Annotated in this window: 11 protein-coding genes and 1 pseudogene; 7 read left to right on the plus strand and 5 right to left on the minus strand. The window is 29.8% G+C overall.

The window, feature by feature from the left end; all coding sequences use genetic code 11:
* Positions 1-903 precede the first annotated feature (903 nt).
* The 3 genes from FJQ98_RS25200 (at position 904) to FJQ98_RS25210 (ending at position 3,729) form a co-directional block, all read left to right on the plus strand.
* The gene (locus FJQ98_RS25200; protein WP_053595483.1) at positions 904-2,088 is read left to right on the plus strand and encodes a ComEC/Rec2 family competence protein; all 1,185 of its coding nucleotides are present in this window, start codon (positions 904-906) and stop codon (positions 2,086-2,088) included.
* Positions 2,089-2,167: 79 nt separating this feature from the next.
* On the plus strand, positions 2,168-2,776 hold the full coding sequence (locus tag FJQ98_RS25205; RefSeq protein ID WP_241774590.1) for an SGNH/GDSL hydrolase family protein: 609 nt from the start codon (positions 2,168-2,170) through the stop codon (positions 2,774-2,776).
* 14 nt (positions 2,777-2,790) lie between these two features.
* The gene (locus FJQ98_RS25210) at positions 2,791-3,729 is read left to right on the plus strand and encodes a hypothetical protein (protein ID WP_053595482.1); all 939 of its coding nucleotides are present in this window, start codon (positions 2,791-2,793) and stop codon (positions 3,727-3,729) included.
* 117 nt (positions 3,730-3,846) lie between these two features.
* On the opposite strand, the gene FJQ98_RS25215 is transcribed toward FJQ98_RS25210, so the two are convergent.
* Both FJQ98_RS25215 and FJQ98_RS25225 read right to left on the minus strand, forming a co-directional pair.
* Positions 3,847-5,565 (minus strand): TnsD family Tn7-like transposition protein, encoded by a 1,719-nt coding sequence (locus FJQ98_RS25215; protein ID WP_241774589.1) that lies wholly within the window; start codon positions 5,563-5,565, stop codon positions 3,847-3,849.
* A 420-nt stretch (positions 5,566-5,985) separates the two neighbouring features.
* Complete coding sequence (locus FJQ98_RS25225) at positions 5,986-7,221, minus strand: ABC transporter substrate-binding protein (RefSeq protein ID WP_053595481.1); 1,236 nt, start codon at positions 7,219-7,221, stop codon at positions 5,986-5,988.
* A gap of 256 nt (positions 7,222-7,477) precedes the next feature.
* Between FJQ98_RS25225 and FJQ98_RS25230 the strand changes: the two genes are divergently transcribed.
* Positions 7,478-7,870, plus strand: a complete 393-nt coding sequence (locus FJQ98_RS25230; RefSeq protein ID WP_053595480.1) for a hypothetical protein — start codon at positions 7,478-7,480, stop codon at positions 7,868-7,870.
* A gap of 73 nt (positions 7,871-7,943) precedes the next feature.
* Here FJQ98_RS25230 and FJQ98_RS25235 read toward each other — a convergent pair whose 3' ends face one another.
* The gene (locus FJQ98_RS25235; protein WP_053595479.1) at positions 7,944-8,600 is read right to left on the minus strand and encodes a CPBP family intramembrane glutamic endopeptidase; all 657 of its coding nucleotides are present in this window, start codon (positions 8,598-8,600) and stop codon (positions 7,944-7,946) included.
* 165 nt (positions 8,601-8,765) lie between these two features.
* On the opposite strand from FJQ98_RS25235, the gene FJQ98_RS25240 reads away from it, so the two are divergent.
* Positions 8,766-9,371 carry a winged helix-turn-helix domain-containing protein gene (locus FJQ98_RS25240; RefSeq protein ID WP_053595478.1) on the plus strand — a complete coding sequence of 202 codons (606 nt, stop codon included), beginning with the start codon at positions 8,766-8,768 and terminating at the stop codon, positions 9,369-9,371.
* Between the two features lie 416 nt (positions 9,372-9,787).
* On the opposite strand, the gene FJQ98_RS25245 is transcribed toward FJQ98_RS25240, so the two are convergent.
* A complete protein-coding gene (locus FJQ98_RS25245) occupies positions 9,788-10,258 on the minus strand; it encodes a hypothetical protein (RefSeq protein WP_143114875.1) in 471 nt (156 codons plus the stop codon).
* A 42-nt stretch (positions 10,259-10,300) separates the two neighbouring features.
* A complete protein-coding gene (locus FJQ98_RS25250) occupies positions 10,301-10,747 on the minus strand; it encodes a DUF2726 domain-containing protein (protein WP_082340162.1) in 447 nt (148 codons plus the stop codon).
* On the opposite strand from FJQ98_RS25250, the pseudogene FJQ98_RS25255 reads away from it, so the two are divergent.
* Together FJQ98_RS25255 and FJQ98_RS25260 are read left to right on the plus strand one after the other, a co-directional pair.
* Positions 10,713-11,800 (plus strand): annotated as a pseudogene (locus FJQ98_RS25255) (transposase); the annotation flags it as partial. The gene FJQ98_RS25250 and the pseudogene FJQ98_RS25255 overlap by 35 nt on opposite strands.
* 125 nt (positions 11,801-11,925) lie before the next feature.
* Positions 11,926-12,855 (plus strand): helix-turn-helix transcriptional regulator, encoded by a 930-nt coding sequence (locus FJQ98_RS25260; protein WP_053595473.1) that lies wholly within the window; start codon positions 11,926-11,928, stop codon positions 12,853-12,855.
* Positions 12,856-12,935 lie beyond the last annotated feature (80 nt).

The raw sequence follows: 12,935 nt of genomic DNA on the forward strand, positions 1-12,935 counted from the left end.
AATTTTTGAATCAAAAGAATAAAAAAGGCCTCATGATCACATGGAGGGCACTGAAAAAGTCGATTTTCCACAAAAATGTGATGCAAATCGACTTTTTTGAGTTTCTAAATCCAACAAAAGACAGATTTATAATATAAAAAAATGAATTTCTTTAGTTTTTCAGTGCCCTTGATCACATGGAAGCTCTTTTTATTTAAAGGTGATTTTTATTACAAATTATCAGTCTTTTTTACAAAACTACGTTCTAAAGTGACGATAACATAGATATTCAATAAAAAATCTCTCCTCTTAGAAATCTATAGAGGAGAGATAATTTTAATCAATCTTTATTATAAATAATCCATCTTTCGTACAAAGCTACAGTGGTAATAATCTTTTTTTCAAGTAACGAACTTTTTTAACAAGTATCGATCTTTTTTTCAATACAACAATTATCCAAAGGGGTAAAACGGTGCAGCTTTTTTACAAACGGTATAACTTTATTTTAAACGGTACATCTTTTTTACAAACAGTACGACTTTATTTCAAATCTACATAATGTTGAATGACAATAAAATTGTATACTATAGGTCGCTAAAAAGCGCATTCTTATATTAGATATTTAAATTATTTTACAAAAAAGTTATATATTTAATATCCATTTGGTTGTAATGATTTCCCATACAACTGTAACAAAAAGTTAGTATACTGAAACGCTCCGAAGTGGAGCGTTTTATTAGTTTATTTTTGCAGTTTTTTAAAAGTTAAAATTGACCTCTTCGAGATAAATTCATAAGATTCAAAAGTTGTATTATTTTATTATGTATAACGGTCCATTTTCCTAAAAAATGTAGTAAATGGATACTGAAAATGTGATAGCATTAAATAATATAGTTTTGTTTAAAAATTTTAGGGAGGTTTAATATGTATTTATACTGTGAAAGGGTTTTATGGGATTATAAACAAAATGCATATGAATTAGTATTTGATTTTTATTTGAGAGAAGATTTGACTACCTTATCACGTTTTGCTGACTTAGAAAGTAATAATAACAATACTAACTTGTTAAAAACACTTTTAGTTCTAAATAAGGTGAAAGTCGAAAGTTATAAAGGGCCACGTCCGGGCTATTGGTATGATATCCCTATTGAGTTTTTCGAGAAATTCCTAATAACAGAGACAGAACCTGAATATAGTTTGATAAAATTTAATTTAACAATGCAAGATAACAATGAATTAAATTTTCAACAATATAGAACAATAAATGATGAATTATTTATTAATAATGAAACTATGAATTTTCATAAATGCAATTTTTACAACGAGCTTAACAAGCTTAAAGATGAAAATAATCCAAAGTTAATTATTAGAGATGTAGGTTGTGGTAATTGGAATGAAATAATTTGGGATGATTTCCATCTGATTTATGATCTTGGAGGAGATGTGAAGTTTAAAGAATCTGAAATGAACACAATAATAAATAGAGCAAATTTAACCAAAAAATTTAATGTAGTAATTAGTCATTGGGATTTAGATCATTATAGAGCTATCTTAGATTTAAATGATACTCAAATAAAGTTGATGGAGAATATTGTCGTTCCTTCTAAAATGCCAAATACACTTCAGCTGAATAATGCATTCAACCGATTACAATCTTCCGGTATAAATATTGATATTCTTTCCCCTGCACATAAAACGAAATCCGGAAGGAGAATCGAATTAGTATCTCAAGGTAAAGTTAATAATCTGGAATTATTTCGTTCAAGTGATGGTAGTAATATGAATCAAAGTGGCATAGTAATAACAATTGAAGGGAATGAAAAAATAGGTGTTTTAACGGGGGATCATCATTATCCTCAAATCTATAATAATGTATTAAATGTAACATCTGTTAAATCATACGTAATAGTGGTTCCTCATCATGGTGGGAATGCAGGAGAATTTAATAAAAACATTTGGGATACGCTTCCTTTATCGGAAGGAGCATTATCTACGAAATCTTTTAGATATAGGAATTTACCTCAAAATAAAATACATAAATTTTTTATAGAGGATAAAAGTTTCCATTGCACAGAGTGTCATTCTTCAGATTTCACATCGATACTATAGACTTAAAACTTTATCAATTAACACTTTAAACACCATTATTGAATATAAAAACAATTAATAATAGGTGGAGGTGGTTAGTTTGTTTTATGGAACGAGATGGTTTTATAAAATTTTATACTTTATAACGGCGATGTCACCTGCATATTTTTTATTTTTATTACAACTTGATGATAAATTTCAACATCCCTTTAAGATGAATTGGAATATCAAGATAGTGACGATAGATATAAATGTTTATTGGTGGTGTGGACTTTTATTTATTATTTTGTTTTTTTTAACATGGTTTCTTAGATTCTTGTTAACCCAACAATATATAAATTCTTCTACAAATCAGGTCCTACCTGGTAACAGGAAATCATTTGAAGAAAGTGAACTAGAAGAAATAAACGGGAATACAATGTCGTTTTTACTAGGTAATATAATTCCAGCTGTATTAATAATAGAAGGTAACTTATATGGAGCGATAATTGTTTTTATAGTAATTCAAATTTTGATTTACACTTTAATAATGAAAAGTACAGATATATTTCCTAATATCGCTCTCGTTATTCTAGGAATAAATCTATGTAAGACAAAAGATAGCAAATATGTTTTTACCTTTAAATCAAAAAAATTTATAGATTTTAAGGTATATCAACTAGGAGAACCAACGAAATCAAAGATATATATAACGATGTATAAGAAGTGAGGTATTGATGAGTAATGGCTTTAGAGCGTATTTATGTATGTACATCAAAAAATTCTAAGTTGTATAGAATTTATTTGTTGCAGACTGGTGATAAAGAGAAACAAAGTATTTTTAATAATTTTAAATCCGACTTAGCAAAACAGAGAACCAAGGAAAGTAATATGAATGTATTGAATGGTAATGCTTTAATCGAAGATATCCCGTATTATTTAGAGTTTGCTAAAATTGCCGAAAAAAGCTATCTACATGACTTTAAAGAAAAAATTGAAAGTTTACTCAACGATCCAGAGGAGAATATTATCCACTTTTCTAAGAAAAGTAAATCAAAAGGAGAAATAAAAAATCTTGAAGAAAATGAAGGTATAAAGTTTTTGATTGTTCAAGATGAACAATCTCTATATTTTTTATCTATTGCTAGAAATGCAGTAATCAAGAATAAATCCATATTGTCTGTATCAATCACTGAAAATACAACAGTTGTAGATGTTCCTAAAGGTATCCAAGTTCCACCTGTTGTTACAGCGCGATATGATAGAGCAGATGAAAAATTGTTTGTTTATGATGTTAATCGATTTGAAAGTATGTTAACTCTAAATGAAAATCGTAAAGCCAAATCACAAGCAGTCATAAGTAAATTCGCTCATGGTGAATATACAATTTCATCTGCTAAATATAAATTTTCTGGATTAGATGAAGATACAGTGACACAAAAATTATATAGCAGCGCGAGAGCTGTGAGAAGATTGTCTAAATATAGTGCTCAAGATACAGATTATTCTATTGAAAAAATTAAAGAAGCTGTTAATAAACTAGATGTATCACTTAGAGTTACTTTCAATGATACAAATAAAACAATTGAAGTAACACCCGATACAGCAAAAACATTTGTAGGGATTATCCATAACAGCATCGTACAACGTTTAATATCTGGTGAAATTGAAATTGCTATTTAAGAGGATTTAAAGATCTAAAAACCCACATATTTTGATTAATTTTTGTTCAAAACGTGTGGGTTCCCTCTATATAAAATCAAGGTTTGAAGCATTCTTTTAATCAAACTTTTTTCTAAACTACTCAACAATTGGGTAGTTTATTTTTTGATTATCTAAAGTAATTGTGTATGGTTCCATGTCTTTTACTTTTTTCAACAAATGGACCATATTCATTGAAAACCTGCTAATTCCGTTCATATTTACATGATAAATATTATTACTTGCTCGTAAATTCACACCCGTTTGTACACTAACGTCTCTTATTAAATCATAAGCGTGAGACCAGTATGAGAGTTGACCATCATATACCCTACTACATAGTTCTGTAGCTGAAAGAGTGAATTGAGCAGCTAATTGGTTAGGATCTTGTATATCAGCAAATGTAACAAGCGTTCTTGTAGCAGCAACTTCACCATCGGCAGATGCAGTAGTTATTGTACTTAAGAAACTTTCTCTATCAGTTAAGTAGCGTAAGCTTGCTATGTCTACTTCTAAATTGGTTATCGTATCACTTTTTACTACATTATAAACCGTTTCCTCGATTTGTTTTAATAACTCAATATCTACTGAATCTTGATACAAAGCTTCGTAAAGCTTATCGTACCTGTGTAATTTAATATAATTAACTCTAACAGATTCTCCATTTCCTACTGAAATAGATTTTTCACTAGGAGGCATTGTGTCAGGATTAAGTGGCTCCCTACTCCAATCAATAAACCACATATTCTCAATTAATGGTTCTGTTTCAGCGTCAATAATTTGCTTAACATTATACAAAATAGATTTTATATTCTCATCACTTAAGCTGTATCCAATGAAGATAATTGGATGTTCCATAAAATATGTAAACAGCTTGGCAATTAAGTATATCTGCTTTTTAAAGAAATAGTCGTAATCTTGTTGTTCGATAACGATACTATTACATTCATCAACTGAACCATGAATTTTTAAAATATGTCCAATATCTGTTGATTTCTTCTGGCGGATAACATGTTGGCCAACTATCGCCTCATATTTTGGAAATAAAGTTTCCAGTAATTTATCATAATTGGTTGTAACTATGGCTTGAGGATTTAATTTTTTTATTAATTCAATTTCATCTTTTAACTCATGAGAATCAGCATCAAATCGTTCCATAAGATTAATTAGTATACTCGCAATCCTATACTTCAAATGGATGCTTTTAGAAGATGATTCAAAAATAAAAGGAGGAAATTGTTCTTCATCAGAATGGTGATTCCAAGCATATGAATGATAATAATCAACCAATTCAGATGCAATTTTTGCGTAATCACCACCATGCTCTTGAATAAAATATTGTATGGGCATATCAATTTCAGGATTTTCATCTATTAATTGTTTTAATAAACTAGACCAAGTAGGTGCGTTAATATATCTTTGAGAGAAACCAGAACCAATTCGCATGTAAAGTGAAGGATCTTTTTTTCTAAGCTCTGTTCTTGAATAAGTAGGGTATTGAGTGATTAAATCGAGCCACCTTTGTTTCATATCACTATTAGTGTTATTTATTTTGTTAATAGGCTTATTATGTTTTTGCCTCGAATATTTAATAATTGTTTTTATATCAACTTTTAATATTTCTGAGCATGCTTTGTAACTCAACTGTTCACTTTCTACCAATTGGTGGAGTTTGTTCAACCAAGTCTCACCAAACATCTTAATACGTCCAATTTTTGTTTTATCGTTTTCTGTTTTATCTGGACCCTTACGAGAATAGACGAATCCACATACACAAGAGAAGGTTCCTACAGGCCTTTTACTATCATTACCCATCATCTTAACCCTCTGTGTAACAAATCACTGATTCAATGTAGAAATCAAAGTATTTCTATTTTATATAAACTCTCAGTAAAAAGGATTGATACTATTAAAAAAAATAATGATATTATTAAAAATAGTGCCACTGCAGCTATTAAAAATGATACATACATTCTTTTAGACAAGATATTATTCCTCCTCTTGAAAATCAGTAAGCTCACATTGTTGGATGAACCTCAAAATATTAATAAAACAGTCCACACCATACAAAAGTCCGTTTGGTAAAAAGTGTTATTTACGTTCACTACGGAAACTATAAGGTTGTGTAATTAAGATCGTTATCTATAGAACAAGGATAAAATAATAATTTAGGGCCACCAGCTAAGTTAAAGTGGAGGCCCTCATTTTGTTCTATTAATATTTAAAATTTATATTTCATTATTTCTTTTTGTTTATTTTTCCTTCATAATCACTCAGTAGTTTATTTAGTTCACCTTCTCCTTTTAAATATTGTGTAAAGTAATCGGCTCCTACATTTGTAATCTCATTGAATTTGTCTGCGTTAAATTGTGGTGGCTTAATTAATGCTCCAGGTTGGTTGTATGCTGGTGATAAGTCAAACTCGTATTTTTGAATAAGTATATCTTTAATTTCTTCGTCCCAATATGTAGGGAATAATGTAGTTTTAGTTAATAATTTGGCGAATTTTTCACCCTGTATATATTCTAAAAATTTTATAGCTTCATCATTATCACTATACTTTGAAATAGAAAATAGAGAATCTGTAAACGCAAGACCTCCTTTATTTTCCTCAAAAACAGGCATTTCCACTATTCCCCAATTTGATTTATCCAAATCCGCATAAAACTTAAGAAATTCGGAATCTATTAGTTGTCCTAATGGTAGAAGAGCCATAGATACTTTCCCATTCATAAACTCCTCTCCTGTTGCTTTTGAGTTATCTTTGTACATATCAGCGAACAGCTTCCAGTACTTTTTAGTAATCGTAGTATTAACTATAGCTTTTCCATCCTTATTTTCAAAATAATCAACTGGATCATTTATACTTTGATATAAAAAGTAAAATTGTCTATCTGAAGAAGGAAAACCCAATGCAATACCTTTATAATTCGATTTCTCTTGAACTTCAGTAGCTAATTTACTTATTTCTTGCCACGTCATACTATTACTTGGTTTTTCGACTTCTACTTGTTCAAAAATTCTTTTATTATACACAAGTACATAGTTATTAAAGTATGGAGCAACCGCGTATACATCCCCTTTACCTGCTTGTTTAATAGGTTCTAATATAGCTGGTGCAATTTTCTCCAATACAGATTCATCCATTGAAGTACTCAAATTTTTTAAATCCCCTTTTTCAACCAACCCCTTTAAATAATCAGGTGTAAACCCATACACTATATCTACATCCTTATTATTTATCAAGAAATTATCAATCACTTTATCCAACTCTACCCAATTACCATTTATTGCATCTACACTGGGTAATATAGACTTAATTTCTATATCATAATCATAATTTTCAGCATATAAATTTTTAATTGAATCTTCCATTTCTGGAGCCATCACAGCTATAATTAGAGGTTTACTTTTTAAGCTACAGCCACTTAGTACTATTAAAAATAACAAAAATATAAACAATTTCTTTAACATAAGACATTATCCCCCTTGTTGATTTCAACATTATATTTTTCAGCTATTAAAAGAATATACTAGAAAAAATATTGAACCTTATTTAAACCATTCTCTTAGAATAAACTTACTTTTTTCTTATTTTATCATAGAAATAAATTGAATAATCCATTTTTACCTTATATTAACAAAAATTAATGCCTATATTAACTTTTAAATATTTAAATATTCGAAAAAAAATAATAATCTAGTATTAATCGAATGGAGGTGATACAAAATGGCTAATAAATTTAAAGCTTTTATTTTAACTGCAGCACTATTGATAACTGGCGTCTTTGCGTTACCTACAGGAGCTTTCGCAGATTCCAATTATAATGCTACTGTTCAACCAGGGGAAAAAGCGAAACTTGCAACCGAATCTATGTGGCTATCAAATTATGTGCAGGGTTCTCAAAATTCTGTATATGCAAATGGGAACTGTGGAGTAACTTACATTATTACAGATTCTAATAACAACACTAAAGGTCAGAAAACTGTATATGGTAATGATAACAGCGTTAACATTACATTCGATCTTGGATCTTTAGGTGAAACTCTTACTTTATGGGGTAAAAATATCTATAACGGAGCAAGAGATGCTGTTAAACTTATCGGAAAATGGTTAGACTAAAAAATAAAAAAGCCAGTCCTTTATAAATTCTGAGGACTGGTTTTTCTTTTGAATGATTAACCTTCCATAATAATTACAATGCAAAAAATGATACAAATAAATTCCAAAGAGCGTGGGCAATAATTGGAATCCAAATATTATTGAAACGAATCGCTAATATACCTAAACTTAAACCTAACCAAATAATTAATGTGGGATCATCATGAAATAAAGCAAAAACAATGGATGAAACCAACAACATTAAATATTTTATCCTTTTACTCGGTATTAAAACCAATAATCCTCTATACATAAATTCTTCTGCTATTGGAACTATTATTAGAACACGTAAAAGTAATACTAAGTAAGACAAAAAATCCATGGTAAATATTCTAAGTTGAAAATTCGATCCAGAAACCATTTCTATAATTAAGTAAGTTGCAAATAAAGAAAGAACAATCCAAACATAACTTTTATTATTTTTTAAAGGTTCTATACTAAATAAATAAATATATTTTTTTCCGATTGTCTTTAATAATAAGACAAAAAATATAATAACTAAGAAATCATTCTCAATATCTATTACGACCCACGCTGGATTTATATTATTTAAAAAATCAAATCTAGGCATTTCTATATTCGCTATAATGAAGGACATAAAATATAAAATTACTAATAAAAGAGTTTTATATATGAAGTTTAATAGTTTTTTCATATTTCTGCTCTTTTCTGAATTTAATAATTCCCTCATTTATCCACCCCCTGTTGGCCTCCTACATTTTTTAAAATGGGTATAACTATTAATATTATACACCACTCTCACTCTCTTATATTATAACAATTCTCAATTTATTACTTTTTTTATACAATTTTACATTTTCAGTGTTATAATATCACTAAAGTTAGGAGGGATTATATGAATTCAAATTATATAGCTGTTTTGACTAATAATCATAATTTTTATCAATTTCTTGACTTATTATTGTTTAATATATCACTAAAGAGAATTAACGATTTTCAAAGTTTAATAAATGATGAAGATTGTATAGCTTTTGTTGGAGATTCTCTCTGCTATGAAGATCTACAAAAAGTAGAGAAAAACATTAATAAGCCGGTTATTCTTCTTTCAAGTTCATTAGATTATAAGGAGAATTTTTTGAATTTTTATTATAAATTTCCAAGATTTATCTCTAAACAAAACTTCATTAATAAAGAATTCAATGATTTATATAGATTAAATACTGATACTTATTTCTCTATAGAAAAACACAGTATTATTACTAAAAATCAAAGCCATCCACTAACTAATCTGGAATTTAGGCTAATTTATTATTTATTAAAAAATAGAGGTAAAGTTATTAGTGTAGATTCTCTCATTGATAGGTTAGATTTAATGACACCATCATCACTATATGTCTGCGTGAAAAAATTACGAGATAAAATTGAGGAGAATAGTGATTCTCCTTCTCTTTTAGTCTATTTAAAAAACAAAGGTTATTATTTAAATATTGATAGTAACTAAAAATAAATATCTTAATTTTCAGTTTGCTACATAGTTAATAATAGGACAAATGGTTAATTTAGGATATGCCACTTGTATATTAGCATATACAAATATCCAATAAAAAAATCACCTCAATGAACAAAGAGAGGTGATTTTTATCAATAAAAGAGTTCTTCCATAGATATGGTTTAATTATTCAGTATACTACTTTTTTTGTCCTGTATATAACATTATTGTGAAGTATACAACTTTTTTGTCGAGTATAGATATTTATTGTTACTCAACAATAAATGTAGATTTGGAATAAAGTTTGATTAAAAGTTAGGTTCAAACATTGGTTCTGTAATAGAACAAACCCACGAACTTTGAAAAAAGATTGATCAAAATGCGTGGGTTTGATTTTTTGTAGAGCTTAATTTTATAAAAAAGATTGATTAAATTGATGCTTTATAAAAAATATTTAATACATCTCGCTTTTGCCCATCTATAAAATAATTTTCAAGTATAATAAAACTATCAAATATATTAAAATCTATATCACCAAAAATGGATAAAGCTTCACATATTTCTTCAAACGTCGTCATATTTTTATATCTACTAGTATCTCGATGTATTGTTCCTATTAAACACTTATTTTCCTTCAAAAGAATCTTAAAGTTATTAAAAATCACTTTATCATCTAATTCATAATTATCAATTAAAGAAATACATTTATCATATGCACTAGCAGCAATCGCCATTTTTCTTATACTTTCAGTGTAACCTTCTTTTAAGCTATCTATAGTAACATTAGGCTTCTCTTTACAAATAGCAGGTAATGACAATAAATCTTCGGCTATTGTAAAAAAAGAATACTTCTTAGGTATAGAAGAAATCATTGCATTTAAAAAAGGTTTTCTATTCATAGTAGCTGAACTTATAATAAGCAAACTTTTATTGGAAGAAACTCACCTTTTTACTTCTTCTATTACTTCAAATGGTATAGAATTTATTATTTGATATTCTTGTAAAGACATAGGAGAGAATGGCTCATCATATGGAATCAGACCATTTCTCTGCGCCTCATAAAAATATTTAGCTGAAAACCAAACTTCTATACACCAACTTAAAAGATCTAAACTACGATACTTCTTATCCAAATATAAAGAGTTAATTCTTAAAAGGGGAAGATTAAACCTTTCCACTAATCTATTTTTAAGTTTATCTCTCGACTTTTGAATTTCTACTAAATGAGACTTTCCATCAAACTCTACTGCAAATAATGGTTGCAATGTTGTATTATCATATACAGTAAAATCAAAATGTGATTTTAAAGCGAAAGAATACTCTTCGTTGGAAATCCCACTATCAGTGATTGGAAAAGTTGATTGTGGATTCTTGGTATCGGATGAGATTCCATCTGAAGCTTCCTATTCGCGTATGATCACGTTAATTAGCGAATCAGACGCGTTAGAAATTGTTCAAGAGCGTCTTCTTCTCCAGGCAATATCGGAAGGATTTGTCTCAGGTGAAACAATAGCCATTGATGCAACCCATGTTGAATCACGTGACCGCGCTCCATTCAAAACAGAAAAGGTTAAAAAGGAACCTCAGAAAAGAGGTCGTAAAAAGAAAGAAGAACGTGAACAGTGGCTCCTCGCACAGGCTGAGAAAGAAGCTAACCTTCCGCTCTATGAAAAAACAATTGCCGGCCAACTGGATGTACCCCTCAAAGAACTTCGCTCCGCTGTACCCATTCAACCTGAATGGGGGGTGAAGAAGAATAGCGAAGGGAAGAATATCTTTTGGTTCGGATTTAAGTGCCATCTAGCCGTTGGGACGAAAAGCCAATACATCCTTCAATCGCTGTTTTCTTCTGGCAGTCTTAACGATGGAAAAGCTGCAATTCCTTTATTGAAGGGGGTCCACGCCCGTTTACCTTCTTTAGAAATCAAGAGGACGACAATGGACGCCGGTTATGACTACTACCCTATTTATGAACAAGTTCATCGTATAGGAGCCCAGTCTGTCATAGCATACAATAAGAAAAATGAGCCTGAACCAATAGGCTTCGATAAGCACTTCGCGCCAACATGTGTGCGAGAGCATAGTTATCGTTACGACAGCTATGATACAAAATATGGAACATTAAAATATACACGACCAATCGAATGTAAAGAATGTTCATTAGCCCGCGACAGCCTTTGTCAAAAGGTTTATAAAAAGAAAGTTACAGATGACCTGAGACGGTACCGGCAAGAGGCTCGATGAAATGGACTGAAATCTATAAGGAACGAAGTGCCGTTGAGCGCGTAAACGCCTATCTTAAAGGTTATTTTCTATTGAATCAGATTTACCATTGTACAGGGAAGAAAGCTAAAGTCCATTTTGATTTGGTTCATCTTGCGTACAACGCCTGCAAACTGGCAGTTGATCGGCTTTCCCAACTACAACTTTCTGTAGCATAATTAGCTATTTCATTCGTTTTTTTAAGAAATCATCGAAATTCTGTTTCTTTATGATTTTTTAAAAGTGCGTATTATGAAATTGATTCTACTACATAATAAAAAAATATATTTTTAAGGAGAACAAGATGAAAATAGAACGTATGTTAACCATTATTGTGATGTTACTTAATAGAAATCGTGTAACAGCAAATGAATTGGCTGAGAAATTTGAAGTGTCGGTCCGGACTATTTACCGAGATATTGAAACAATCAATCTAGCTGGCATTCCCATCATTTCCCATTCCGGAAACAATGGTGGATTCAGCATTTATGAGAGTTATAAATTAAATCATCAAGTACTAACTCTTAATAACCTGTCCTCCCTTCTTTCTGTTCTCAAGGATATTAATTTCACAGTTGACGACATTGAGTTAGAATCATCCATAGAAAAACTACAAAATATCATTCCTAAAAACAAGGTAGATTATCTAAAGCTGCATATGGAACAAATCATCATTGATTTACATCCTTATGGAGACTCTCCAAATCAAAAAGCATTAGTTAAGACGCTAAGGAAAGCTATTACACAGACTAATTTACTGACTATTGACTACAGAAATTATGATAATATCGTCAGCAAAAGACAAGTTGAGCCTATGTCGCTCATATTTAAAAATTATACTTGGTATTTATTTGCTTATTGTCTTTTAAAAGAAGACTTCAGAATATTTAGAGTTTCCCGTATAAGTGATTTTCACATTAAAAATCAATCATTTGAACGTCGAGAAAAATCCTATCACGAGATTATGGCATTATTAAATGAACAAACAACAATGACAACAATTGTCTTAAAAGTTTCCCCTCAAATGAAGTCTCGTGTGAAGGATGTTTTTAATAAAGAAGATATTGCGGTGTTAGAAACAGGTGAACTTCTTGTTACAGCTACATTCCCCGAAAAAGAATGGTTGTTCTCTCTCATATTTAGTTTTGGAGAGCATATAGAGGTCTTAGCTCCAAAAGAAATGCGCAAAAAAATTGCTTCCAAACTCAGATTGATGGCTGACAAATATCATTAAGTGAGTTTCTCAAAGCTGACAGACCGTTGTCAAACGTCCATGATAATATTGTCATTGTAAGATACTTTTATTTTAATTAG

Source organism: Lysinibacillus agricola (genome assembly GCF_016638705.1).
Lineage (GTDB): Bacteria > Bacillota > Bacilli > Bacillales_A > Planococcaceae > Lysinibacillus > Lysinibacillus agricola.